Below are 23,263 nucleotides of genomic sequence, written 5' to 3' on the forward strand. Positions count from 1 at the left end.
CCAGTACCTGAAGCGAATCGTCACTGCCGGTTATCACCAGGCTGAAACGCGATGGGGGGCGAAGGGTAGACATCCGTGACTCCTCTGAAACAGAGGCGCTGACGCTAACGGATAAGCCTGATGATCATGCGTAGGAGGATTCTGAAACCTTTAAAAGAAACGGATCTATTTAATCGATCGCGCGGGTTTGACGTTACGCCCAGCGATCCGCCGCGGCGTGATCGCTAGCCCGCCCTTCTACCCAGCGCGGGCCGTCAGCGGTGTGTTCTTTTTTCCAGAAGGGTGCGCGGGTTTTCAGGTAGTCCATCACAAACGCACACGCGTCGAACGCCGCTTGGCGATGAGCGCTCGCCACCCCGACAAACACAATAGGTTCGCCCGGCTCCAGCGCCCCAATCCGATGCAATACGTGGAGTTTGAGCAGCGGCCACCGTTGTTGAGCTTCGACGACAATCTTGCCCAGCGCTTTTTCGGTCATGCCAGGGTAGTGCTCCAGAAACATACCCGCCACGTCGCGGCCGTCATTGAAGTCGCGCACGTAGCCGACAAAGCTCACCACAGCGCCTACACCCGCGTTGGCGGCATGCATGGCATTCACTTCGGCGCCCGGGTCAAAGGCCGCTGCCTGAACTCGAATGGTCATGTGCATCAGCCCCCCGTCACTGGCGGAAAAAAAGCTACCTCATCGCCATCGACTAGCGGCTCATCAGGTTTGCACAACTCTTCGTTACGCGCGCACATCAGATTAGCCTCCGTCAGAACCTGATAACTGCCGCGCTGCACCAGACACGATCGCAGTGTTTCAATCGTGGCAAATTCGCCCTTAACCTCCTCGTGATCGCACCCCAAGGCTTCGCGGTAGCGAGCGAAATACTTGACCTTGATTATCATGACTCAGCCGCCGTGAAATACCCGCTCTTGCCGCCGAGTTTCTCCAGCACGCGCACGCTTTCGATAGTCATGCCGCGGTCGACCGCTTTGCACATGTCATAAATCGTCAACGCAGCAACGCTGGCTGCGGTCAGTGCTTCCATCTCGACGCCGGTTTGCCCGGCGAGTTTGCAACGCGCCACCACGAGTACCGCGTCAGTGCCGTGAGCGCTGAGTTCAACCTTGACGCTGGTGAGCATCAACGGATGGCACAACGGAATCAAATCGGAGGTTTTTTTCGCTGCCTGAATGCCCGCTATCCGCGCAACGGCAAATACATCCCCTTTGGGGTGCCCGCCACTGACGATCATGTCCAGCGTTTCAGCACGCATTCGTACAACCGCTTGTGCCACGGCCTCACGGGCTGTTACCGCTTTGTCGGTGACATCAACCATGTTGGCGCGGCCTTGAGAATCTAAATGAGTCAGCACAGGGTTACTCCATTCAAGTGCGCCGATTGTAAACCTCTGGGTTAATCAAGCGCACGTCCGTTCAGCCAGTGGCCTCACACGCCTTATGCCCAAAGGGCTACAGCACGGCGATCCAGCGCGCGAATATCGCGTATTAGAACAAAGAATTGGCCCTGCTTTTACATTCGCCGTAAAAGATTAAAAAAAAGGACACCCCCCGCCCATGAGCTTATTTGTTTCTATTGTTTTAAGTTTACTGGCAGGTTTTGCCGTGCCTTTACAAGCGGGCACTAACGCCAAACTGGGCGTTTTATTGGGTCATCCGCTGTGGGCCACGGCCGTTTCACTGCTGGTCAGTGGCGTGGCCATTATGCTGGTCATGCTGATATTTAAAGTCCCCCGTCCAAACCTGACGGCGCTGCAAGACGGTCCCTGGTGGATTTGGTTTGGCGGCATTGCCGGGGTTTTATATATCACCGCCGCCCTCATTCTGGTGCCACGCCTGGGGGCTCTCAACTTCATCATGGCGGTGATTGTCGGCCAACTGACCATCTCGCTACTGATCGATTATTTCGGTTTGGTCGGGCTGCCTAAACAAGCGATCAATGTACAAAAAATCATTGGCGTGAGTGTCGTACTGGCCGGCTTTCTTATTGCCGTGCGCAGTTAACGTTGAATATCCAGACGTGCACCTGTAGACCCGGAGCAGGGTTATTGCAGCGGCATTTAATAACAGCAATCACATTTAATAGGTGAGCAATGAGTTCTTTTACTGCGTATGACGCTATTGGCGATCGTTTCGAAGTGTTCACGGACACCGCCTCACAACGGTCTGTTGAAACCGAGACGTTCTTTCATATGGTGGGGGATATCAAAGGCAAGTCTGTATTAGACCTTGCGTGCGGTTACGGTTATTTCGGACGCGAACTGTATCGGCGGGGAGCCGCCCGCGTGGTAGGGGTCGATATCTCCGCAGCGATGATTGATCTGGCGCGCAAAGAGTCGGCACAGCATAACGAAGCCATTGAGTTTCATGTCGCCAACGTGTGCGACATGCCGGTGATGGGGCAATTCGAACGCGTTACCGCCGCCTGGCTGTTCAACTATGCCCAATCCACCGCCGAACTGGACGCCATGTTCAAGGCCGTGGCCGACAACATGCAAGCGGGTGGCAAGCTGATCGCCTACACCGTAGACCCGAGCTTTCGCCTGGACGACGGCAACTTCACTAAGTACGGCGTACATGTCAAAAGTGAAAATGCCCACGAAGGCGGCTTCCGTTGCCCGTCAGAGTTCGTCACCACGCCACCCAGCGAGTTCACCTTTTACCGCTGGAGCCACGAAGACTACGAACGTGCCATTCGCAAGGCGGGTTTCAGTGACTACCACTGGCAACGCCCGTTGATCTCCCAAGCCAATCGCCAGAAATTCCCTGAAGGCTACTGGGGTGACTTTGAGCGCAACTGCCTGCAAACCGGTCTGGTCTGCACCCTCTGACACCCTTTTTACTTGTATTGGAGTTCGACGTGGCCAACCCATCCAAAGCGTTTCCTCACTGGCCGGTGTTTAACGGCCCACTGACGGCGCAAATGACGGACCGCCAATTAATGGGCCTGGAAGAGCACTTCCAGCCCGGACTCAGCCTGGCCCTGCCACTAGCCGAGTGGCAGCAATTGACCCAGGCGCCAGCCAGCCTGCTGTGCCGTCGCGTGGAGGACGCAGAAGTGGCGCTGCCATTGCGCTTGGGGGCCGGGCGTTATCTGGCCGAAACAATGGACCCGCGTCTGGATGTGCTTAACCCGCCAATGATCACAATTGAAGGTGGCTGGATCGAGACCGGGCTGGATGAAGCCAAAGTCGACGGCGTGATGGATACCCTGCAAGGGTTGGGGCTGGACCGCAGCTGGATTGAAAAAGAAGTGCCGCGCCATACCCTGCACCTGCCCCGCTATGCGATCGGCAAGTACCCGGTGACCAACCTCGAATACAAGGCCTTTCTCGAAGACTCGCTACAGCCGCGCATCCCCAATAACTGGGCCTTTGGGCAGTTTCCGGTCGAACGCTCGAATCATCCGGTCTACGGGCTGCAGGCCGAAGATGCCGATGCTTACGTGGCATGGTTGAGCGCTCGATCAGGGCGCGCTTTTCGCCTGCCGACTGAAGCTGAATGGGAATACGCCGGCGCCGGGCCTGAAAACTTCGAGTTTCCGTGGGGCGAGCGCTTTTTGCCGGAGCACGCCAACACGGCCGAGATGGCCATTTTCAACACCACCCCCGTGGGAATGTTTCCGTTGGGCGCATCGCCATTTGGTTGCCTGGACATGGCTGGCAATGTCGAGGAATACGTGGCGGACAATTACGCGCCCTACCCCGGCGGCAAAGCCATCAACGATGACTTGGTGCAAGTGGTAGGCACGCATCGCATCGCACGCGGCGGCAGCTTTACGCGCTTTCGTGATTTGGCACGCAATTGCCGCCGCCATGGCAAATACCCGCGCGACATTTATGTAATGGGCTTCAGGCTCGCTGAAACGCTGTAACCCTGTCGAATAAAAAAATGCTGTTAATAGGAAAGGAATTCTATGAACCCGCTGCGCGTTAGAAACCAGGTTGATATTCATCTGAATGAGTCGGGTATCCCGGGTACGTTCTTCAGTTTCACAGGGCTTGAAGCGGACAAAGAGCACATCGTTATTAAACTGGGACCGGCCTCCCTCAACAGTCCCTTGGTGCGTTTGCATTCGGAATGCCTCACCGGGGATGTGTTCAGTTCCCAACGCTGCGACTGCGGCCCGCAATTGTCCGAGTCCATTGAGCGCATGCACGAAGAAGGCGGTTATCTGATTTACCTGCGCCAAGAAGGCCGCGGGATTGGTTTATATGCCAAGTTAGAGGCCTACCGCCTGCAAGACACCGGCATGGACACGTTCGAAGCCAATCAGCATTTGAACTTCGGGGAGGACGATCGGGACTTCACCGAAGCCGCCAACATGTTGAAAGCCCTGGGCGTACAACACTGCCGCGTGATCACCAATAACCCGGAAAAAGTGGTCGCCTTGCAAAACAATGGCGTGTACGTCGACGACGTAATCCCGACCGGTGTTTTTTTGACCCAACATAACCGCCCTTATTTACAAGCCAAGATCAATAAAAAGAACCACCACATCAACTTGTTCAAATAAGTCTGGCCGTTAATACAGGTGTGAACTCAACGGCATGACGCACGCTTACATTATTCAGGATGAATAACCATGAAACACTTCGGCCCTATCAGCGGTATTGCCACGTTTAAAGATTGCTATGTCGCCACCGCAGGCTATGACAATCAGGTCATTCTCTGGGACGCTAAAACCAAAACCCCCATCCAGCGCGTGGTGCATGACCACCTGGCCAACCAGTGTGCGTTCAACCCCACCGGCACACTGCTGGTCAGCGCCAGCAGCGATTACACCGCGCGTGTCTGGGAAGTCCCGAGCCTGCGCATGAAGGCGGTTTTAATTGGTCACGACGATGACATCGAAATGGCAGCCTTCTCGCCAGACGGCCAGACCATCGCCACCTGCTCACGCGACCATACCCTGCGTATTTTTGATCTCAATGGCCGCACCCTGCGCATCCTCAAAGGCCACACCGCCGACGTGATCTCGGTGTGCTGGGCGGTGGATGGCGCGACGCTGGTGTCGAGCAGCGACGACGGCTCGATCCGCCGCTGGGATGCAATGACCGGCGAGCAACTGGAAATCATCGACTTGGGTGGCGTTGAAACCGACACCGTGGCCCTGTCGCGTGACGGGATCATTTTCGCCGGGGATGACGAAGGCAAAATATCGTTGATCAGCGCTCAAGGCACTTATCTGCAACCGGCGCATACGGCGGGTATCAAGCGCATCATTTGGGATGACGCCCAACGCCTGTTGATCAGCCTCAGCTATGACCGCTCCGTGATGCTCTGGCACCTGAACAGCCACAATCGGCTGGAAAAAACCGCCGAGACCTCGCTGCCGAGCATCATCTGGCCACGCAGTTGCGCCCTGCTTGGCGAAGACCAAATCGCATTCGTGACCTTCGGCTCGTGCTACGCCACCTGGAACTTCCGCACCCAGATCTGGGACTTGGGCGGCATCGAGCCTGCCATCAGCCTGAACGCGGTCGCACTGGTCAACGACGACATTTTCAGCATCGGCGACGCGGGCATCCTGCACGTCAACGGCGTCGCCAACACCAAGGCTGGCAGCCTGTGCAACTTCTTGCTGCCGTTTGGTGACAGTGTGCTGACCGGCGGCCAAATGGGCACCGTATTCGATGCACGCACCGGCCAGGCCATTTACCAGCACCGCTCACCGTTAAACTGTGGCACCACGTTTATCAAAGATGGCCAGTTGCACGCCGCCATTGGTACGTACACCGGTGAAGCATTGATCTTCAAGCTACAACACCAGCAACCGGAGTTCCTCACCGAAGTGGCCATGCACAACAACGCCATCAAAGGCATTGCCGCTGACGAGACCTTCATATTCAGCGTGTGCGCCACCGCCGCTGCCGCCTTTTTCAACATTGCTGACTTCACTGAACACACCTACCTGGACCAGGCGCACGACCGAATCTCCAACGGTTGCACACAAATCCAGGGCGGCTTCGCCAGCATCGGTCGCGACCTCAAGCTGCGCCTGTGGCGTGATGGCGAAAGCGAAGTGTTCGAGACACCGCATCACCACTCCATCAAATGCATTGCCATCTCCAAGGATCAGAACCTGATCGCCACCGGCAGTTACGGCGGCACCGTAGCCCTGTTTGATGTGCGCACCCGCCGTTGGGAGAAGTTCGAAAAACCAACCGCCAGCGGGATCTCCTGCCTGACCCAGGCCGCCACCGGCAATGGTTTCCTGGCCAGTGCGTATGACGGGCGTATTTACCCGATCGCGGCCCGTGCAGGCGGGCATTTAGTGTCATGACTTATTTCACCGAAGTCGACTTTCAGCACATGCAACACGCGCTGTCGTTGGCCGAACGTGGCAGCCATTCCACATGGCCCAACCCTCGGGTGGGCTGTGTGATCGCTCACGGTAATTGTGTGGTGGGCGAAGGTTGGCATCGGCGGGCCGGTGGCCCGCACGCAGAAGTATTCGCCTTGCGCCAGGCCGGCGCCCTGGCCAAAGGCGCCACGGCCTACGTCACGCTGGAGCCGTGCAGCCACGTTGGCCGCACGGGGGCGTGCCATCAGGCATTGATTGAAAGTGGCATCAGTAAAGTCATGGTGGCCCTCGAAGACCCGTTCAAGCAGGTCAACGGCCAAGGTATCGCCGAACTCAAAGCGGCCGGTATCGAGGTCAAGGTGGGGTTGATGCGTGAGGCGGCCAGTGAGCTGAACCGAGGTTTCCTCTCCAGCATTGAGCGCCAGCGCCCTTGGGTGCAGCTGAAAATGGGCATGAGCCTGGACGGGCGCACTGCGCTGAGTAATGGCCGTTCGCAATGGATCACCGGGCCCAAGGCGCGAATGGATGTACAACACTGGCGTGCCCGCTGTGCGGCCATCATCACCGGCAGCGGCACGGTGTTGGGAGACGACCCGTTACTGACGGTGCGCCAACCTTCATCGCCTGAGGCCGTGGCGCCCATGCGCGTGGTACTGGACAGCAGCGCGCGCGTACCGGCCGGGGCGCAAGTGTTTAACGCCAGCGCACCGAGCCTGCATGTGTTGCACAACGACACGCCATTACCCCAGGCGCCCACCGCTGAAGTGTTGCGTGTGGACGGCGATATCTATGGGCTGGATCTGCATGAACTGCTGTGCCAGCTCAGCCTGCGCGGCCTGCACGAGGTGATGGTCGAAGCAGGCCCCACCTTGGCGGGCGCCTTTCTAAAGGCCGGGCTGGTGGACGAAGTGCTGGTGTATATGGCGCCCAAACTGCTGGGTGATCTGGCACGTCCGTTGGTGCACATGCCGGAGCTGGTTCACCTCAAGCAAGCGCTGGACTTCACCCTGTTTGACGTCACACAACTGGGTGAGGATTTGCGCTTGCGCTTGCGGCCGGTTCAGGTGGCGGGCGCACCATGACCCAGCACTTGCCTGACTTGCTCACGCAGCCAGATGTGGGCCGGGTCTTCACCAAAACGGTTGTGCCAGATCTGTACGAACGGAAACGGCGGAATCGGCAAGGGCGGGCTGAGGCTGACCAGGTCATCGTCAAGCGGGGCATTGTCCAGGGTGCGGGTGGCCACCGTGAGGATCAGGTCGGTGTTGCTGATCATGCTGGGCGCGGTGCGCCAATGGGGAACGCTGACCGCAATGCGCCGCTGCAACCCTTCGGCGCGCAACAGGCGATCAATTTCACCATTGGTGCAGCCGTCCACCGACACCGAAATATGCGGGCGCAGCAGGTAATTGTCCAAGTCCAGTTGGCCGCTGGCTGGCAGCGTACTGCGGTCCAGCAGGCAAGAAAACGTTTCTTCAAACAGCACTTCACTGGAGATGTCTGCTGTCAGGTGGGGGAACACGCCCAATGCCAGATCAATCTTGCCTTGGGCGATCTGTTCAAACATGCCGTGACGGCTGTCCTGAGTGACCACCAGCGTGGTGTTGGGCGCCTGGGCGCGCAATTGGCGCAACAATTTGGGCAACACAATGGCGGCGCCGTAGTCGGACATGGCCAAACGGAATGTGCGATGGGAGTTGGCCGGCACGAAGTCGATCGACTTGCCGAGCAGGATTTCGATCTGGCTGAGGATCTCCTTGAGCGGTGCCTGAAGGTTTTGCGCCAGGGCACTCAACACCACTTCGCTGCCCTGACGAATCAGGATCGGATCGTCGAGCAGTACCCGCAGCTTGCTCAGCGAATGGCTGATGGCCGGTTGGCTCAAATGCAATCGGGCGCCGGTACGGGTCACGTGTTTTTCAGTCAGCAACGCGTCGAGCACCACCAACAGGTTCAAATCAATATTGCGCAGTAAAACCATGACCATCCTGTCATTCACCAATCCGGGACTACCTGCCCGATACGGAGCGCATCATGCTTCAACTCAAACGGATTATTGAAACCGCGCTTTACGTGGAAGATCTTACAGCAGCGAAAAATTTTTACTATAAAACGCTCCATTTGGAGGTCATGGTCGAAAGCGACGTGCTCGTTGCATTCAACGTCGGCGGGCTCAACACCTTGCTGCTGTTTAAACGCGGCGCCTCACTGCAAACCAAATACCTGAGTGGCGGCGAAATCCCCCCGCACGATGCCAGTGGCCGGATCCACGTGTGCTTTGCCATCGACACCGATGACATGCCCGGCTGGGAGCAAAAACTGCGCGACAGCGGCGTGGCCATCGAAGGCCGAACCGAGTGGCCCAAAGGCGGCTCCAGCATCTATTTTCGCGACCCCGACCACAACCTCATCGAACTGCTCACGCCGGGCTGTTGGCCGATTTACTGACTGCATCTTTAAGGAAAAAGATCATGGCACACGTTGCAGCAAGCACTCGCCCGTTAATCCGGCACAAAACCCTTTGGGCCATGACTGGACTCGTACTTGGCGGTGTGGCATGGGGCCTGTGGTACGCGCGGCAACCGGCCGCAGCCGGTTATGTGGCGGCGCCGGTCAAGGTCGCAGTCGCGCCCGTCAGTCAGCAGACGTTTACCCGCTACCTGCAAGCCATCGGCGAACTGGAAGCGGTCGAAGAAGTCAGCGTGCCCGCCGAAGTAGGTGGGCGCATCGTCGAGCTGCCGATTGAGTCCGGCCAACGCGTTGAACGCGGGCAGGTGCTGGTGCGCCTCAACGATGCGCCGCAACGCGGGCAAAAGGTGCGGTTGCAAGGTCAGGTCGATAACGCCCTCGTACGCCTTGATCGCCTGAAAAAACTGATCCATTCCAACGCTGTTTCGCGCGAGGCACTGGACGATGCCCAGGCCCAATACACGACGGCTCGCGGCGCCTTGCAGGAACTGATGGCGCAGATTGAACAACGCACCATTCGCGCGCCTTTCGCCGGCACATTGGGTATTCGCAAAGTGCATGTGGGGCAATACGTCAACCCCGGCGATACGCTGATCAACCTGATCGGCAACCAAGGCCTGTACGTCAACTTCAGCGTGCCGGAGCAAGCCATGGCGCACTTCAAAACCGGCAGCCCTTTGCTGATTGAGCTTGATGCGCTGCCCGGCCAACCGTTAACGGCCGTGGTCAGCAGCGTCGACCCGTTTTTGGATAGCTCGCGCACTTTAAGCCTTCAGGCACGCCTGCAAGACCCGCCCGCCGCCGCCCTGCCACGCATGTTCGCCCGCGTGCGCCTGCCTCAGGCCATGCCGGAAAACACCTTGAGCCTGCCCGAAACCGCCGTGACCTACAGCGCCTACGGCGAGGACGTGTACCTGGTACAACCGGCCCTCGATGCTCAGAGCGCACCCACCGTACGGCGCGTGTCAGTCAAGACCGGCGAGCGGCGCGATGGCTGGGTCGTGATCAATCAGGGCGTTGCGCCCGGCGATCAAGTGGTGACGTCAGGCCAAATCAAACTCAGCGACGGTGCCAGCATCGACCCCATTAACAGCACCGCTCTCGCGGCCGATGGGGGAACACAGCCGTGAAGTTCACCGACATTTTTGTCCACCGCCCGGTGCTCGCGCTGGTGGTCAGTTTGATGATCCTGCTGGCGGGGCTTAAAGCCTACATGGGCTTGCCGGTGCGTCAGTACCCGCTGCTGGAAAGCTCTGTGATCACGGTCAGCACCGACTACCCCGGGGCACCCGCCGAGTTGATGCAAGGCTTTATCACGCAGCCGATCAACCAGTCGCTGGCCTCGGTAGAGGGCGTCGACTACGTCAGCTCGTCGTCAGTCCAGGGCCACAGCGTGATTACCCTGCGCATGGCCCTCAACCAAGACTCGGCCAAGGCACTCAGCGAGGTAATCGCCAAGGTTAACCAGGTCAAATACCGCCTGCCCGAGCAAGCCTACGACCCGGTCATCGAGCGCTCGGCCGGCGACGCCACCGCTGTGGCCTACGTGGGGTTTGCCAGCACAACGTTATCGGCGGCGGCCATGACCGACTACCTGAGCCGTGTGGTGCAACCCTTGTTCGCCACAATTGAAGGTGTGGCCAAGGTCCAGACATTTGGCGGCCAACACCTGGCGATGCGCCTGTGGCTCGACCCGCAACGCATGGCGGGTCACGGCATCAGCGCCGATCAGGTGGAACAGGCGATCCGTGCCAACAACTTTCAGGCGGCGCCCGGTCAAATCAAAGGCCAGTACGTGGTGTCGTCGATCCAGGTCAACAGCGACCTCAATACCCTCGAAGAATTTCGCGACATGGTGATCAGCAATCGCGGCGATCACCTGCTACGCCTGCGCGATATCGCCGAGATCGAACTGGGTTCCGCCGCCTACGAAACCAGCGCCCTGATGGACGCCAAGCCCGCCGTTCACCTCGGGCTATACGCCACCCCCAAAGGCAACCCGCTGCTGATCGTCGCAGGCATCAAACGCCTGCTGCCCGACATCCAGAAAACCCTGCCGCCCGGCGTCGAAGTGGCGCTGGCCTTCGAGACGGCGCACTTTATCGAAGCCTCGATCCTGGAAGTGATCGAAACCTTGCTCGAAGCGATTTTGATCGTGGTGGTGATCATCTTCCTGTGCCTGGGCTCGTGGCGCACGGTGCTGATTCCGATCCTCAGCATCCCGCTGTCGATGCTCGGCGCACTGGCACTGATGGCGCTGTTCGGCTTCAGCATCAACCTGCTCACATTGCTGGCGATGGTGCTGGCCATCGGGCTGGTGGTGGACGATGCGATTGTGGTCACCGAAAACATTCACCGCCACATCAAGGACGGCCTCGCGCCGTTGCAAGCCGCCTTGATCGGCGCGCGGGAAATCGCCTCGCCAGTGATTGCCATGACCATCACCCTGGCCGCGGTGTACATGCCTATCGGGCTGATGAACGGCCTGACTGGCGCGCTGTTCAAGGAATTCGCCCTGACCCTCGCCGGAGCGGTACTGGTATCGGGCGTCATCGCCCTGACCTTGACCCCGGTAATGTGCGCCAAACTGTTGCCCGCCGGCCAAAGCGAAGGTCGCATGAGTCGATTGGCCGAGCGCTTCTTCGATCGTTTATCGCGCCGCTATCAACGCGGTCTGTTGCGTTCACTGCGTGCACGCGGTGCGGTGCTGGCGTTCGGGGGGCTGGTGCTGCTCAGCTTGCCGTTGCTCTATGGCCAGGCCGATAAAGAGTTGGCACCCAATGAAGACCAAGGCAACTTGCTGCTGGCGATCAAGTCTCCGCAACACGCCAACCTCGACTTCGTGGAGCGCTACGCCGCCCAATTGAGCGAGCTGCTGGCCAAGCTCCCGGAAACCACCAGCACCTGGATCATCAACGGCACGGATGGAGTGGCGGCGAGTTTTGCCGGGGTCAACTTCAGTGAGTGGGATAAGCGCGAGCGCAGCGCCGTCCAGATTCAAAGCGAGTTGCAACAGGCTGTCGACGCAGTGGAAGGCGACTCGATCTTCGTCTTCCAGATGCCGCCGCTGCCCGCCTCCACCGGTGGCTTGCCGGTGCAATTGGTGATTCGCAGCACCGAAGACTACCGCGCGCTGTATCAGGCCATGCACGAGATCAAACAGCAGGCACGGGCCAGCGGGTTGTTCGCCGTGGTCGACAGCGACCTGGACTTCAACAACCCGGTGACCGAGGTGCGCATCGACCGCAGCAAGGCCAACAGCCTGGGTATTCGCCTGCAAGACATCGCCAGCACCCTGGCGGTGCTGGTGGGCGAAAACTACACCAACCGTTTTGGCTTGCAGGGCCGCTCCTATGACGTAATCGCGCAGACCCAGGCCAATCAGCGCCTGACCCCGCAATCGCTCAATGGCTTCTACGTCAGCACCGACCGCGGCGTGCAAGTGCCGCTCGCCACCGTGGTCAGCCTGCACAGCGACATCCAGCCCAACCGCCTCAAACAGTTCAACCAGCAAAACTCGGCTACCTTCCAGGGCATCCCGGCGCCGGGCGTGAGCCTGGGCGAAGCAGTGGCCTTTCTGGCCAACCAGAGCGCGCACCTGCCTGCCAGTTTCAGCCATGACTGGCAATCGGATTCGCGGCAATTTATCCACGAAGGCAACGCGCTGATGCTGACCTTCCTGTTCGCCCTCATCGTCATCTACATGGTGCTGGCCGCGCAGTACGAAAGCCTGCGCGACCCGCTGATCATCCTCATCACCGTGCCGCTGTCGATCTGCGGCGCCTTGATTCCGTTGGCGCTGGGCTGGGCGACGCTCAACATCTACACGCAAATCGGCTTGGTGACCTTGATCGGCCTGATCAGCAAACACGGCATCCTGATGGTCGAATTTGCCAACGAACTGCAACAGGCCAGCGGGTGCTCACCGGCCCACGCCATCATCCGCTCGGCGCGCATTCGCCTGCGGCCGATATTAATGACCACCGCAGCGATGGTGGTGGGCCTGGTGCCGCTGCTGTTCGCCAGCGGCGCAGGTGCCAGCAGCCGTTTCGGACTGGGCATCGTGATCGTGGTGGGCATGGTGGTGGGCACGTTGTTTACGTTGTTTGTATTGCCGTCGATTTATACGTTGATTTCCAAACGTCGTGTGCCGGAGCACGCTCCCCACCCCGCTGAGCTTAAGCCCCTTTACAGCAAGGCATAACGGGCTTAGGCCTCATGTTGTAGCGGCTAAACAGCTTCGAAAAAGTAGAAATCCCCTGACACAAGGGGCATTTCTACGTTCAATTCCTGCTTTCAATTTTCAAGCGCCTCAGCACATCCCTAACGAGCGGAGCCAGCCCCAAGCCATCGTCATTCTGCATACGGTGATGGCTTGGGAGCCCTAATTACGCGCCCATTACGCCGAACAACGGGCCGGGGCGGACTATCAGGCAGCGATCAAGCCCCCTACGCGCACGCCCGAGCTGCAACCGCCTCTACACACACGAATCAATATCGAAATCGACCGCCTGGCCCACCACATGGCTCCCGATCAACGCGGCAATGGCTTGATCGTCGGCGTTCACTGCGACGGGGCGGCGTGTCAGGGCTTGCCAGGCGACGCTCTGCACGGCCTGCGCCGGGTGCAACGCGGGTGTCGCTGACGGGTCGCCTTTTTCGCCTTTGAAGATGGCCATCAGATCCTCCGTAATGGCGGTTTTCTCCGTCAACGCGGCAGGTAATGGCAAGGCCTGTACCGCTTTCACTGCACTGCCTGGATCTTTGGTGAAGTTGCGGATGGACGTCAGCCCTTCCAGCATGGGCAGCGCGCGCCCGGTGACGGTGTCAAAGGCTGTGATGCTCGGCAAACCCACCTTGCCGCGAAACACCGGGGTGCCCAGGCTCGGGATAATCAGCCCCATCAGGAAGCGCGGGTCATGGCGTTTCACGCTCAAGCCCACACTGGCCACGGCAATGGCTACACCCACCACGCGCTCGGTGGTCACCAACAGCGACAACTCGTTGTTGGACTCATTGTCGAAAAAGATCCCGCGATAACGAAAGTAGTCACTGAATATCTCGCGCTCATTCAAGGCCGCATTCATGAACCAGGCGCGGGAGTCGTGCACATGCTCATCAAACAGGCGGATGATCGGCAACACGTTGTCGTTCCGTGATTTGCCATTTTCCCCAAACAGCTTGGCGTAGCTGAGTTCTCCGTCCCGGCGCATGTCGGCATAGTGCTGCGCTTCATCTTGCTCGTTGGTCATGTAGACCAACCCGCCGAGCGCGGTATTAATGAGCGTGCCAAAACTGAAAATCTCACTGGCGGTCATGTTCCATTCCGGCACGTAATCGCGTCGAAAGTCGGCCATGCCGTTGAGCAACTGACGGCAATCCAGGTTGGGTTCGTACAACTTGCTGGTGTTGAAGGTGATCGGCTCCTTGGTGTTGGTGCGAAGCTCATATTCCAATTTGGTGGCTTCGTGGGCTGTTTTGGTGGCCTGCTGGATCTCGGACAAGACAGGCGCAGGATCGCCCGCAAGGATGGCGGCATCCTCCTTCAATTGCATGGCGTGTAATGCCGAAAAAGCAGTGATTTCATCGCGAGTCATGTCGTTAGCCGTGCCGTACTTCGTGACATTGCCGTACGCCTGCGTATGACTGGCCCGCCCCTTGGCGTAACGACTGATGCGCCAACCGGTAATCAACCCCGCTTCGCGCTTCATCACTTCTTCCAGAGGGCCATTGTCCATAGCGTCCAGCCAGGTGTTGAAGCGGTGGGTGACGGTGGGGCCGACTGCGAATTCAACGGACGTTGAGTCACTCATAATCAGCCAGGGGCGTTCTTTTATTAATGCGTTGGTAAGTGCTTCTGGGGGGGACTGCAAAGGCGCACCTACTTTGTAAGCTTCGTCATACATATGATGCAAAGCGATCTGCGACAACACCTCTTTTCCGCCCTCCGATGCCCTCCCCTGATCGCCGGGTGGGTAACCGCCACCGACATCGGAGTGCATACCGGGGTAAATGTATTCCGCAGTGCCTTTGCGGTAGGTGGACGGGCACATCGGGTCATCCGGGTTGGCTTTGCGCCGAATGGAATCCACCGGGAAACAACTGCGTTGCTCATGGGCCGCCACCATGTGCACGCAGTGCTCAAGGAACTTTTCGTCATCACTTAAACGCAGGCTGCCATCGGCCCAGCCCATGTGCCCGGCGGCAAACGGCACCAGATACGGCAGGCCCACCGACGCCACGGTATCGAACAGCCCCATGAACACAATCTTGATCGGCAGGCCGGCAAACAGGTAACAGGTTTCGCCTGCTACCTCGACCTTGGTCAAGGCTTCGAGCCAGTTGGCAAACGCCCGCGCCTCGGCTGCTCCGCGTGAAAAACCGTACACGAACAGGCGCACGGCTTTTATTTCGGGAGTGGTCTTGGATGCGTGGACGGCATCAATTTGGGTTTTAAGCGCTGCCAGCGGTGCTTCCAGCACTTCTTTGCGCCGGCCATAGCTGTTTTTAAATATTGATGCGCCAAGGAGGTCTCCGGTGAGGCTGGTGCCCATGTCTTGCACCAGCGAATAACTTTCACCCAACGTCAGTTGTTTTTTTCCGCATGCCATTTTCAAAGCATCAATCAAACGGGTCAGCCCCCAATTGATTCGGTTCTCACCGCCCACCGACATGGTCAGGCCCTGATTATCAGGCGCGAACTCGCCTATTTCTTTGAACTCGGTGCCTACACCTTGCATGTAATAAGCATAAAATCCTTCACGCATTGTAGCTTCATCACCGTTACGGCCCACACTCGCATGGTAAAGACGAGCGACATTGGTCGTCGTCGAAGGCCGCGCCTTGCTATCTGACGGTTCATGGTTGTTAGTGCCGTCAAAGCAAAGGGTGACGGTAATGATCTTCATGCAGGGTGCACCCGCGTAAACCTTGCCCGCCGCACGCGCCTCATCCATCGCCTTTTGCTCAAACGGCTGGTAAGCCGCCTGTTGAATTCGATAGTTACGTAGCACATCAGCCGAGGACTCAGGCAATAAGCCACCCTCTTTGAAATCAGGCGTCGGGCTAAGGAAGGCTGGAGATGGTTTTTTTACAGGTGCATTTATGGCTTCGGACATGTGGCTGGCTCCTCCATTTTTTGAGGAAAGTGGAACGGATAATCCGGACGACCGGGATAGGTAGCCCCCGCCGAAACAGCTACTTGGTTGCACGGCAAGAAGTGGACATTCACCAGCCCCAACTCTTCATACCGCGCAACAGGTACAACGGCTCGATGGTGGGTGTACTTGGCCGCATGCAACTTGTAAGCAGCCCGATATCCATCAGTTCCGAGTGGAGGCCAATTCACATAAGCATACGGATCAGTGTCCTTCTCCCACTCAACCACCACCGTCAGCCCTGGATGCCATTTCACCGGCATCGGCGCACAGCAGTTCTGCTTACCGCCGCCGCCATACGGCCCGATATTCGGCCCGCCATTCCCATTCACGGAAAACCGGTTAATCGCCGCCGAGGTATGGCTGTAGCCCTCAATGGGTGCCCCCAAACGCTCAGGTTTGGGTTGGGCGCAGCCTTGCAGCGAAAGACCGCTGATCAACGTCAGCAACAGTGCTCGAATCATGATGTTGGACATGTGGCCGGTTCCTCCATTTTTTGAGGGAAGTGGAACGGATAATCAGGACGACCGGGATAGGTAGCCCCCGCCGAAACAGCTACTTGGTTGCACGGCAAGAAGTGGACATTCACCATCCCCAACTCTTCATACCGCGCAACAGGCACAACGGCTCGATGGTGGGTGTAGTGCGTCTCGTGCTCTCTGGCTGCCTTGCTCCAAGCCTCCGAATAGCGGGGTTTAGGCCAATTTCCTGAATCATGTGGATTAGGGTCCTTCTCCCACTCAACCACCACCGTCAGCCCTGGATGCCATTTCACCGGCATCGGCGCACAGCAGTTCTGCTTACCGCCGCCGCCATACGGCCCAATATTCGGCCCGCCATTCCCATTCACCGAAAAACGGTTAATTGCCGCCGAGGTATGGCTGTAGCCCTCGATGGGTGCCCCCAAACGCTCGGGTTTGGGCTGGGCGCAGCCTTGCAGCGAGAGACCGCTGATCAACGTAAGCAACAGTGCTCGAATCATGATGTTGGACATGTGGCCGGTTCCTCCATTTTTTGAGGGAAGTGGAACGGATAATCAGGACGACCGGGATAGGTAGCCCCCGCCGAAACAGCTACTTGGTTGCACGGCAAGAAGTGGACATTCACCAGCCCCAACTCTTCATACTGCGCAACAGGCACAACGGCTCGATGGTGGGTGTAGTGCTTTTTGTGTTCATCCATACGCTTATTCCACGCATCAGAAAACATCGCTTCAGTCCAGCGCCCATAAGCATACGGATCAGTGTCCTTCTCCCACTCAACTACCACCGTCAGCCCTGAATGCCATTTCACCGGCATCGGCGCGCAGCAGTTCTGCTTACCGCCGCCGCCATACGGCCCGATATTCGGCCCGCCATTCCCATTCACCGAAAACCGGTTAATCGCCGCCGAGGTATGGCTGTAGCCCTCGATGGGTGCCCCCAAACGCTCAGGTTTGGGTTGGGCGCAGCCTTGCAGCGAGAGACCGCTGATCAACGTCAGCAACAGTGCTCGAATCATGATGTTGGACATGTGGCCGGCTCCTCCATTTTTTGAGGGAACTTATAAGGGTAGTTAGGCGTGCCGGGCATCATGAGTCCTGCGGTAACCGCCACTTGGTTACAGGGTAAGAAATGCACATTCACCACGCCCAATCGCTCATACCGCGCAACAGGCACAACGGCTCGATGGTGGGTGTAGTGCGTCTCTTGCTCTCTGGCTGCCTTGCTCCAAGCATCAGAAAAAGGCGGATCAGGCCAATTGGCTGAGTCATGTGGATTAGGGTCCTTCTCCCACTCAACCACCACCGTCAGCCCCGAATGCCATTTCACTGGCATCGGCGCACAGCACATTTGACCGCCACCGTACCCATACGGAGCCAGATTCGGCCCGCCATTCCCATTCACCGAAAAACGGTTAATCGCCGCCGAAGTATGGCTGTAGCCCTCGATGGGTGCCCCCAAACGCTCGGGTTTGGGCTGGGCGCAGCCTTGCAGCGAGAGACCGCTGATCAACGTCAGCCACAGTGCTCGAATCATGATGTTGGACATGTGGCCGGTTCCTCCATTTTTTGAGGGAAGTGGAACGGATAATCCGGACGACCGGGATAGGTAGCCCCCGCCGAAACAGCTACTTGGTTGCACGGCAAGAAGTGGACATTCACAAGCCCCAACTCTTCATACCGCGCAACAGGCACAACGGCTCGATGGTGGGTGTAGTGCGTCTCGTGCTCTCTGCCTGCCTTTCGCCAAGCCTCCGAATAGCGGGGTTTAGGCCAATTGACATAATCATGCGGCTTGGGGTCCTTCTCCCACTCAACCACCACCGTCAGCCCCGAATGCCATTTCACTGGCATCGGCGCACAGCACATTTGACCGCCACCGTACCCATACGGAGCCAGATTCGGCCCGCCATTCCCATTCACCGAAAAACGGTTAATTGCCGCCGAGGTATGGCTGTAGCCCTCGATGGGTGCCCCCAAACGCTCGGGTTTGGGTTGGGCGCAGCCTTGCAGCGAAAGACCGCTGATCAACGTCAGCCACAGTGCTCGAATCATGATGTTGGACATGTGGCCGGCGCCTCCATTTTTTGAGGGAAGTGGAACGGATAATCAGGACGACCGGGATAGGTAGCCCCCGCCGAAACAGCTACTTGGTTGCACGGCAAGAAGTGGACATTCACCATCCCCAACTCGTCATACCGCGCAACAGGTACAACGGCTCGATGGTGGGTGTAGTGCGTCTCGTGCTCTCTGGCTGCCTTGCTCCAAGCATCAGAAAAAGGCGGATCAGGCCAATTGGCTGAGTCATGTGGATTAGGGTCCTTCTCCCACTCAACCACCACCGTCAGCCCTGGATGCCATTTCACCGGCATCGGCGCGCAGCAGTTCTGCTTACCGCCGCCGCCATACGGCCCGATATTCGGCCCGCCATTCCCATTCACCGAAAAACGGTTAATCGCCGCCGAGGTATGGCTGTAGCCCTCGATGGGTGCCCCCAAACGCTCAGGTTTGGGTTGGGCGCAGCCTTGCAGCGAAAGACCGCTGATCAACGTCAGCAACAGTACTCGAATCATGATGTTGGACATGTGGCCGGTTCCTCCATTTTTTGAGGGAACTTATAAGGATAGTTAGGCGTGCCGGGCATCATGAGTCCTGCGGTAACCGCCACTTGGTTACAGGGTAAGAAATGCACATTCACCACGCCCAATCGCTCATACCGTGCAACAGGCACAACGGCTCGATGGTGGGTGTAGTGCGTCTCGTGCTCTCTGGCTGCCTTGCTCCAAGCCTCCGAATAGCGGGGTTTAGGCCAATTTCCTGAATCATGTGGATTAGGGTCCTTCTCCCACTCAACCACTACCGTCAGCCCTGGATGCCATTTCACTGGCATCGGCGCACAGCAGTTCTGCTTACCGCCGCCGCCATACGGCCCGATATTCGGCCCGCCATTCCCATTCACCGAAAAACGGTTAATTGCCGCCGAGGTATGGCTGTAGCCCTCGATGGGTGCCCCCAAATACTCAGGTTTGGGCTGGGCGCAGCCTTGCAACGAGAGACCGCTGATCAACGTCAGCCACAGTGCTCGAATCATGATGTTGGACATGTGGCCGGCTCCTCCATTTTTTGAGGGAACTTATAAGGGTAGTTAGGCGTGCCGGGCATCATGAGTCCTGCGGTAACCGCCACTTGGTTACAAGGTAAGAAATGCACATTCACCACGCCCAATCGCTCATACCGCGCAACAGGCACAACGGCTCGATGGAGGGTGTAGTGCGTCTCGTGCTCTCTGGCTGCCTTGCGCCAAGCCTCCGAATAGCGGGGTTTAGGCCAATTTCCTGAATCATGTGGATTAGGGTCCTTCTCCCACTCAACCACCACCGTCAGCCCTGAATGCCATTTCACCGGCATCGGCGCGCAGCAGTTCTGCTTACCGCCGCCGCCATACGGCCCGATATTCGGCCCGCCATTCCCATTCACCGAAAAACGGTTAATCGCCGCCGAGGTATGGCTGTAGCCCTCGATGGGTGCCCCCAAACGCTCAGGTTTGGGTTGGGCGCAGCCTTGCAACGAGAGACCGCTGATCAACGTCAGCCACAGTGCTCGAATCATGATGTTGGACATGTGGCCGGCTCCTCCATTTTTTTCTGCTCGCCGTTTTGCAACGCAAAGCCGCCGGTCAACCTCACACACTGCGCACCTCACAGAACAACGTTGCCAGGGCTAAGGCTCAAGGGCGGGTGTTCACTCAACGCACTGGCGATGAAGTCTTCGTGCAGGTGTTTTGGCAACTGCTGACGGCTGACCTCCAGGTGTATGCCGGTCAGGCAGCGGATCAGGCCTTCGTGCGAGGTGAAGCCATGTGCGTGCGGCGTACACTCATGGCTTTTGAGCCATAAAAGGGCTGCGCTCACGGCTTGCAGGTGCTGCACCTGATCATCGCTCAGGGATAAGCCGGTCAACCCGCTCTGGTCCTGAATACGGGCATCAAAACCTGAGAGCGACGCCTGTTTGCCGTCGTGGTCGATCCAGTACCACTGGCTCACCGGGGCGTGGAATTGCCCGAGTTGCTGAGGGTCGAGCTGCTCGCAAAAATGCCGGAACAGGCGCGTGTCGTAGTAGCGCAGCACACCGCTGCTGGCGCCTTTGTTCCAGGTCGCCTGCGTAGCGCCGCGCATGTGCGCCGCCAATGCCTCGAAAGGCCAGCGGCTGGTCAGGGCCAGCACACAAAAGTGCGTGTGGACGGCATTGAGCAACTGCGCTGCCTCTGCGCACTGCGCTTGATTGCCCAATGCAATGCGCAACAACAGCGGCCCTTGGTGCGCCAATGCGTGCTCAAGGGTGTGCTCGAACAACCGGGCACACTCAGGCGCCGCAACCTGTTCCATCAGGGGCGCTAACAGCCCGTGCGGCAACACGGCGCCATTGAGCAGCAAGTCCAGGTGATTGAGGCCAGCGTTGCGCGCCTCATCCATCAAGTGATGCAGCCAGTCCTTTGCGGTCGATAACATGACCTTTCCTTGTTTTTTGTGTGCGTCACATAAACGTTAACGTGCCACCAGCGCATCAGCCTTGGCCTGCGCGGCGAGCAGACAGTCTTTGCACACCGGCTTGAGCGGCGGTGGCGTCTCGGGTTGCCCAGGGGGTTGAGCTGCCTGAGCGTGCTTTTGTTCAAGCAACGAGGGCACAGCCAATAACCCGAGCAAACCGGGCAACAACGGTGCGGCAGCCGTGCCGCTGGCCGGTGCGCCACCGATTTGAATCGGGGTGCTGCTGAATATCCCCCCGCCTCCAATGACGATGTGTTGGCCGCCCGCTTTAAGGGTGATGCTCGCGCCCGCATCGAGAATCAAATTGGCGCCCGCCTTGATATGGACTTCCTGACCCGCTTCGGCCACCAGCGTCTGCCCGACGCGGGTGTGGCTGCTGCTGGCGACCTGCAAATAATCATTGGCCTTGAGTTCGACCTTGCGGTCGGCAGTGACCGTACGCTGATCTTCGGCCTCAAGCACCACGATGTTGTTGCCCATGATGGTTTCATGCCGTTCGTTACCGACCTCCAAGCGGCTGTCGTGCTCGACTTTGTGTTCCATGTCGCGCTGTGCGCGCAGGTAAATCAGCTCCTGACCGGCACGGTCTTCAAGGTGCAGTTCATTGAACCCGGTACTCTGCGGGGAGCTGCGGCTGCGGAACACGCTGCGGGTCTTGTTGGCTGGCAGGGGGTAAGGCACCGGGTTGAGGCTATTGGCCAGACAGCCACTGACCACCGGCTGATCCGGGTCACCCTCCAAAAAGGTCACAAGCACTTCCATGCCAACCCGCGGGATCGTCACGCTGCCGTGGCTGCTGCCCGCCCAACTGGAAGCCACCCGCAGCCAGTAGCTGGACTTGTCATCGACCTTGCCTTCGCGGTCCCAATGGAACTTGACCTTGATCCGGCCGTGAGCATCGCAATAGATTTCTTCCCCCTCAGGCCCGGTCACCAACGCGGTCTGGCTGCCCAGTACCCTGGGCTTGGGGTAAGCCTGTTGCGGGCGGTAAAACACATCCCACGGGGTGGCCACGAAACGGTTGCGATAGCCCTGCTCGAATGCTTCGGCGTCCGCGTCGCTGTCGTGGGTGATGTTCTCTTCCAACACTTGCGGCTGATAGCCCTGATGGTGGACTTCGGTCAGCAACCACAGGGCATTCCACGCCTTGCGCGGGTGTTCGGCGAGGGAGAAGAAATGCCCCGAGACCAACGTCGGCTGATCACTTTTGCCTTCGCCCTGACGGTAGTCGGCGCGATGGCGCTCAAGGGCACGCTGGGTCAAGGGTTTGCCACGTTCGCCCTGCACGAACAAGCCTGGATAGTCGTAGTCTTCCAGATCGGGCTGCGGGCTCTGCGCTTGCGGGCTATGGGCGGCCTCGACCCGAAAACCGGCTTTCTCGAAATCGTAATCGCGGCGGGTGGTACGGCTGGTGCGGGTTTCAAGGCGCACATTGAAATGCTTGACCACCGGCTCTTGCGCCACCATGCCGCTGCCCTGCACGTAGGGCGTAGGCGTGTCCAACTGAGGGAAGACCGTCTGGTCGTCGCCGAACACCAGCAGGTGCGCCTGTTCTGAATGTTGAAAGTGGTAGTGAATGCCTTCTTCGTGGCACAGCCGCTGAATGAAGTGCAAATCCGACTCGTCGTACTGAACACAGTACTCACGGGGCGGGTAGGTCGAATTCAATTGAAACTGGTAGGCATCGCCATGAATCCCGTGTTCTTGGAGGATATTGGCAATGATTTGCGCAACCGTGCGCTGCTGAAAAATACGCTGGTTGGTGCGATGGCGCAGGTACGCCAGTTGGGGCACCAATGTGAGGCTGTAACGGGTCAGGCGCTTGCCCGAATCGCCTTGGGCAATACGATAAATCTGCCCGTGAATACCGTTACCACTGTTGTTGAACGCCAGAAATGCCTGCTGATGCAACAGGCTATCAAGGTCGAGATCCGGGCGTTCACTCACCAGCTCCACCTTGATTGCAAACGGTGAGCTGATCGTCTCTTGCCCGTGAAACTTAAGCACACGCAAATCGTGAGCAAGCCCCTTGATGGTCAGAGTGAATTGCGTTTCGTTGGCAGGGCTGAACATCCATTGTTCCTCAAGGTGAACACCTTAACGGCTTCATCGGCACCCACCGTGATCAACGATGGATGCCGTCAGGCAGCAGGTCAGTTTCAGCCCGCGACAGGCGAACGCCAGTCATCCGAACCGGATGTGCCGGACACTTCGTGGGTCCAGGTGATTTTGCGGTAGGTGAATTCCACGTCTTCCAGGTGCGTGAAATGCGCGTTCGACGGGTCCTGGCAGTTGT

General features: G+C 58.4%; 24 protein-coding genes and 1 pseudogene. 9 read left to right on the forward strand and 16 right to left on the reverse strand.

Annotated features, from left to right (window positions below; translation table 11 throughout):
- Nucleotides 1–193 precede the first annotated feature (193 nt).
- From moaE to moaC, 3 genes are read right to left on the reverse strand one after another with little or no spacing between them, the layout of a single operon-like run.
- Nucleotides 194–643 carry a molybdopterin synthase catalytic subunit MoaE gene (moaE, locus tag ACP7A4_RS22065; RefSeq protein ID WP_059761461.1) on the reverse strand — a complete coding sequence of 150 codons (450 nt, stop codon included), beginning with the start codon at nucleotides 641–643 and terminating at the stop codon, nucleotides 194–196.
- Nucleotides 644–648: 5 nt separating this feature from the next.
- On the reverse strand, nucleotides 649–891 hold the full coding sequence (gene moaD, locus ACP7A4_RS22070; RefSeq protein WP_059761449.1) for a molybdopterin converting factor subunit 1: 243 nt from the start codon (nucleotides 889–891) through the stop codon (nucleotides 649–651).
- Nucleotides 888–1,361 carry a cyclic pyranopterin monophosphate synthase MoaC gene (moaC, locus tag ACP7A4_RS22075; RefSeq protein WP_426248313.1) on the reverse strand — a complete coding sequence of 158 codons (474 nt, stop codon included), beginning with the start codon at nucleotides 1,359–1,361 and terminating at the stop codon, nucleotides 888–890. The genes moaD and moaC overlap by 4 nt, the downstream gene beginning before the upstream one ends.
- Nucleotides 1,362–1,563: 202 nt before the next feature.
- Between moaC and ACP7A4_RS22080 the strand changes: the two genes are divergently transcribed.
- The 6 genes from ACP7A4_RS22080 (at nucleotide 1,564) to ribD (ending at nucleotide 7,395) form a co-directional block, all read left to right on the forward strand.
- Nucleotides 1,564–2,010 carry a DMT family transporter gene (locus ACP7A4_RS22080; protein WP_059761451.1) on the forward strand — a complete coding sequence of 149 codons (447 nt, stop codon included), beginning with the start codon at nucleotides 1,564–1,566 and terminating at the stop codon, nucleotides 2,008–2,010.
- Between the two features lie 89 nt (nucleotides 2,011–2,099).
- A complete protein-coding gene (locus tag ACP7A4_RS22085; RefSeq protein ID WP_059761452.1) occupies nucleotides 2,100–2,837 on the forward strand; it encodes a class I SAM-dependent methyltransferase in 738 nt (245 codons plus the stop codon).
- 92 nt (nucleotides 2,838–2,929) lie between these two features.
- A complete protein-coding gene (locus tag ACP7A4_RS22090) occupies nucleotides 2,930–3,880 on the forward strand; it encodes a formylglycine-generating enzyme family protein (protein ID WP_059761462.1) in 951 nt (316 codons plus the stop codon).
- Nucleotides 3,881–3,922: 42 nt separating this feature from the next.
- Nucleotides 3,923–4,522, forward strand: a complete 600-nt coding sequence (locus ACP7A4_RS22095; protein ID WP_203304040.1) for a GTP cyclohydrolase II — start codon at nucleotides 3,923–3,925, stop codon at nucleotides 4,520–4,522.
- A 69-nt stretch (nucleotides 4,523–4,591) separates the two neighbouring features.
- On the forward strand, nucleotides 4,592–6,292 hold the full coding sequence (locus tag ACP7A4_RS22100) for a WD40 repeat domain-containing protein (RefSeq protein WP_426248315.1): 1,701 nt from the start codon (nucleotides 4,592–4,594) through the stop codon (nucleotides 6,290–6,292).
- The gene (gene ribD / locus ACP7A4_RS22105; RefSeq protein ID WP_059761455.1) at nucleotides 6,289–7,395 is read left to right on the forward strand and encodes a bifunctional diaminohydroxyphosphoribosylaminopyrimidine deaminase/5-amino-6-(5-phosphoribosylamino)uracil reductase RibD; all 1,107 of its coding nucleotides are present in this window, start codon (nucleotides 6,289–6,291) and stop codon (nucleotides 7,393–7,395) included. The genes ACP7A4_RS22100 and ribD overlap by 4 nt, the downstream gene beginning before the upstream one ends.
- Here the strand turns inward: ribD and ACP7A4_RS22110 are convergent.
- The gene (locus tag ACP7A4_RS22110) at nucleotides 7,374–8,300 is read right to left on the reverse strand and encodes a LysR family transcriptional regulator (protein ID WP_059761456.1); all 927 of its coding nucleotides are present in this window, start codon (nucleotides 8,298–8,300) and stop codon (nucleotides 7,374–7,376) included. The two genes, ribD and ACP7A4_RS22110, sit on opposite strands and share 22 nt — an antisense overlap.
- A gap of 47 nt (nucleotides 8,301–8,347) precedes the next feature.
- Between ACP7A4_RS22110 and ACP7A4_RS22115 the strand changes: the two genes are divergently transcribed.
- The 3 genes from ACP7A4_RS22115 to ACP7A4_RS22125 are packed head-to-tail and all read left to right on the forward strand — an operon-like array spanning nucleotide 8,348 to nucleotide 12,986.
- The gene (locus ACP7A4_RS22115) at nucleotides 8,348–8,761 is read left to right on the forward strand and encodes a VOC family protein (RefSeq protein WP_203304041.1); all 414 of its coding nucleotides are present in this window, start codon (nucleotides 8,348–8,350) and stop codon (nucleotides 8,759–8,761) included.
- A 23-nt stretch (nucleotides 8,762–8,784) separates the two neighbouring features.
- Nucleotides 8,785–9,912, forward strand: coding sequence for an efflux RND transporter periplasmic adaptor subunit (locus ACP7A4_RS22120; protein WP_426248317.1), 1,128 nt, complete (start codon nucleotides 8,785–8,787; stop codon nucleotides 9,910–9,912).
- Nucleotides 9,909–12,986, forward strand: a complete 3,078-nt coding sequence (locus ACP7A4_RS22125; protein ID WP_059761459.1) for a MexW/MexI family multidrug efflux RND transporter permease subunit — start codon at nucleotides 9,909–9,911, stop codon at nucleotides 12,984–12,986. Before ACP7A4_RS22120 ends, ACP7A4_RS22125 begins: the two co-directional genes overlap by 4 nt.
- 274 nt (nucleotides 12,987–13,260) lie before the next feature.
- On the opposite strand, the gene ACP7A4_RS22130 is transcribed toward ACP7A4_RS22125, so the two are convergent.
- The 12 genes and pseudogenes from ACP7A4_RS22130 to ACP7A4_RS22185 all read right to left on the reverse strand — a co-directional run.
- Nucleotides 13,261–15,900: a T6SS phospholipase effector Tle1-like catalytic domain-containing protein gene (locus ACP7A4_RS22130; RefSeq protein WP_426248320.1), complete on the reverse strand. Its 2,640-nt coding sequence runs from the start codon at nucleotides 15,898–15,900 to the stop codon at nucleotides 13,261–13,263.
- Nucleotides 15,885–16,415, reverse strand: coding sequence for a DUF3304 domain-containing protein (locus ACP7A4_RS22135; protein WP_426248322.1), 531 nt, complete (start codon nucleotides 16,413–16,415; stop codon nucleotides 15,885–15,887). Before ACP7A4_RS22135 ends, ACP7A4_RS22130 begins: the two co-directional genes overlap by 16 nt.
- On the reverse strand, nucleotides 16,400–16,933 hold the full coding sequence (locus ACP7A4_RS22140; protein ID WP_426248324.1) for a DUF3304 domain-containing protein: 534 nt from the start codon (nucleotides 16,931–16,933) through the stop codon (nucleotides 16,400–16,402). Before ACP7A4_RS22140 ends, ACP7A4_RS22135 begins: the two co-directional genes overlap by 16 nt.
- The gene (locus ACP7A4_RS22145; RefSeq protein ID WP_426248326.1) at nucleotides 16,918–17,451 is read right to left on the reverse strand and encodes a DUF3304 domain-containing protein; all 534 of its coding nucleotides are present in this window, start codon (nucleotides 17,449–17,451) and stop codon (nucleotides 16,918–16,920) included. Before ACP7A4_RS22145 ends, ACP7A4_RS22140 begins: the two co-directional genes overlap by 16 nt.
- On the reverse strand, nucleotides 17,436–17,969 hold the full coding sequence (locus ACP7A4_RS22150; protein ID WP_426248328.1) for a DUF3304 domain-containing protein: 534 nt from the start codon (nucleotides 17,967–17,969) through the stop codon (nucleotides 17,436–17,438). Before ACP7A4_RS22150 ends, ACP7A4_RS22145 begins: the two co-directional genes overlap by 16 nt.
- Entirely contained in the window at nucleotides 17,954–18,487 is a 534-nt protein-coding gene (locus ACP7A4_RS22155; RefSeq protein ID WP_426248330.1) for a DUF3304 domain-containing protein, read from the reverse strand. Before ACP7A4_RS22155 ends, ACP7A4_RS22150 begins: the two co-directional genes overlap by 16 nt.
- A complete protein-coding gene (locus tag ACP7A4_RS22160) occupies nucleotides 18,472–19,005 on the reverse strand; it encodes a DUF3304 domain-containing protein (protein ID WP_426248332.1) in 534 nt (177 codons plus the stop codon). Before ACP7A4_RS22160 ends, ACP7A4_RS22155 begins: the two co-directional genes overlap by 16 nt.
- Nucleotides 18,990–19,523 carry a DUF3304 domain-containing protein gene (locus ACP7A4_RS22165; RefSeq protein WP_426248334.1) on the reverse strand — a complete coding sequence of 178 codons (534 nt, stop codon included), beginning with the start codon at nucleotides 19,521–19,523 and terminating at the stop codon, nucleotides 18,990–18,992. The genes ACP7A4_RS22160 and ACP7A4_RS22165 overlap by 16 nt, the downstream gene beginning before the upstream one ends.
- Nucleotides 19,508–20,041, reverse strand: a complete 534-nt coding sequence (locus tag ACP7A4_RS22170) for a DUF3304 domain-containing protein (RefSeq protein WP_426248336.1) — start codon at nucleotides 20,039–20,041, stop codon at nucleotides 19,508–19,510. The genes ACP7A4_RS22165 and ACP7A4_RS22170 overlap by 16 nt, the downstream gene beginning before the upstream one ends.
- A gap of 77 nt (nucleotides 20,042–20,118) precedes the next feature.
- Nucleotides 20,119–20,928: a DUF4123 domain-containing protein gene (locus ACP7A4_RS22175; protein WP_426248338.1), complete on the reverse strand. Its 810-nt coding sequence runs from the start codon at nucleotides 20,926–20,928 to the stop codon at nucleotides 20,119–20,121.
- A 36-nt stretch (nucleotides 20,929–20,964) separates the two neighbouring features.
- Complete coding sequence (gene tssI, locus ACP7A4_RS22180) at nucleotides 20,965–23,040, reverse strand: type VI secretion system tip protein TssI/VgrG (RefSeq protein WP_426248340.1); 2,076 nt, start codon at nucleotides 23,038–23,040, stop codon at nucleotides 20,965–20,967.
- 86 nt (nucleotides 23,041–23,126) lie between these two features.
- A pseudogene (locus ACP7A4_RS22185) lies at nucleotides 23,127–23,263 on the reverse strand (Hcp family type VI secretion system effector); the annotation flags it as partial.

Origin of the sequence: Pseudomonas sp. TWR3-1-1 (assembly GCF_049896545.1) — a bacterium.
Lineage (GTDB): Bacteria > Pseudomonadota > Gammaproteobacteria > Pseudomonadales > Pseudomonadaceae > Aquipseudomonas > Aquipseudomonas weihenstephanensis.

Excerpts from the sequence above, each read along its gene's own strand:
- ACP7A4_RS22100 (WP_426248315.1), top strand. The coding sequence starts at position 4,592 with ATGAAACACTTCGGCCCTATCAGCGGTATTGCCACGTTTAAAGATTGC.
- ACP7A4_RS22135 (WP_426248322.1), bottom strand. The coding sequence starts at position 16,415 with ATGTCCAACATCATGATTCGAGCACTGTTGCTGACGTTGATCAGCGGT.
- ACP7A4_RS22130 (WP_426248320.1), bottom strand. The coding sequence starts at position 15,900 with ATGTCCGAAGCCATAAATGCACCTGTAAAAAAACCATCTCCAGCCTTC.
- ACP7A4_RS22165 (WP_426248334.1), bottom strand. The coding sequence starts at position 19,523 with ATGTCCAACATCATGATTCGAGCACTGTGGCTGACGTTGATCAGCGGT.
- ACP7A4_RS22150 (WP_426248328.1), bottom strand. The coding sequence starts at position 17,969 with ATGTCCAACATCATGATTCGAGCACTGTGGCTGACGTTGATCAGCGGT.
- ACP7A4_RS22140 (WP_426248324.1), bottom strand. The coding sequence starts at position 16,933 with ATGTCCAACATCATGATTCGAGCACTGTTGCTTACGTTGATCAGCGGT.
- ACP7A4_RS22090 (WP_059761462.1), top strand. The coding sequence starts at position 2,930 with ATGACGGACCGCCAATTAATGGGCCTGGAAGAGCACTTCCAGCCCGGA.
- moaD (WP_059761449.1), bottom strand. The coding sequence starts at position 891 with ATGATAATCAAGGTCAAGTATTTCGCTCGCTACCGCGAAGCCTTGGGG.
- tssI (WP_426248340.1), bottom strand. The coding sequence starts at position 23,040 with ATGTTCAGCCCTGCCAACGAAACGCAATTCACTCTGACCATCAAGGGG.
- ACP7A4_RS22160 (WP_426248332.1), bottom strand. The coding sequence starts at position 19,005 with ATGTCCAACATCATGATTCGAGTACTGTTGCTGACGTTGATCAGCGGT.
- ACP7A4_RS22085 (WP_059761452.1), top strand. The coding sequence starts at position 2,100 with ATGAGTTCTTTTACTGCGTATGACGCTATTGGCGATCGTTTCGAAGTG.
- ACP7A4_RS22110 (WP_059761456.1), bottom strand. The coding sequence starts at position 8,300 with ATGGTCATGGTTTTACTGCGCAATATTGATTTGAACCTGTTGGTGGTG.
- ACP7A4_RS22170 (WP_426248336.1), bottom strand. The coding sequence starts at position 20,041 with ATGTCCAACATCATGATTCGAGCACTGTGGCTGACGTTGATCAGCGGT.
- ACP7A4_RS22095 (WP_203304040.1), top strand. The coding sequence starts at position 3,923 with ATGAACCCGCTGCGCGTTAGAAACCAGGTTGATATTCATCTGAATGAG.
- ACP7A4_RS22155 (WP_426248330.1), bottom strand. The coding sequence starts at position 18,487 with ATGTCCAACATCATGATTCGAGCACTGTGGCTGACGTTGATCAGCGGT.
- ACP7A4_RS22175 (WP_426248338.1), bottom strand. The coding sequence starts at position 20,928 with ATGTTATCGACCGCAAAGGACTGGCTGCATCACTTGATGGATGAGGCG.
- ACP7A4_RS22120 (WP_426248317.1), top strand. The coding sequence starts at position 8,785 with ATGGCACACGTTGCAGCAAGCACTCGCCCGTTAATCCGGCACAAAACC.
- ACP7A4_RS22115 (WP_203304041.1), top strand. The coding sequence starts at position 8,348 with ATGCTTCAACTCAAACGGATTATTGAAACCGCGCTTTACGTGGAAGAT.
- ribD (WP_059761455.1), top strand. The coding sequence starts at position 6,289 with ATGACTTATTTCACCGAAGTCGACTTTCAGCACATGCAACACGCGCTG.
- moaE (WP_059761461.1), bottom strand. The coding sequence starts at position 643 with ATGACCATTCGAGTTCAGGCAGCGGCCTTTGACCCGGGCGCCGAAGTG.
- ACP7A4_RS22145 (WP_426248326.1), bottom strand. The coding sequence starts at position 17,451 with ATGTCCAACATCATGATTCGAGCACTGTTGCTGACGTTGATCAGCGGT.
- ACP7A4_RS22080 (WP_059761451.1), top strand. The coding sequence starts at position 1,564 with ATGAGCTTATTTGTTTCTATTGTTTTAAGTTTACTGGCAGGTTTTGCC.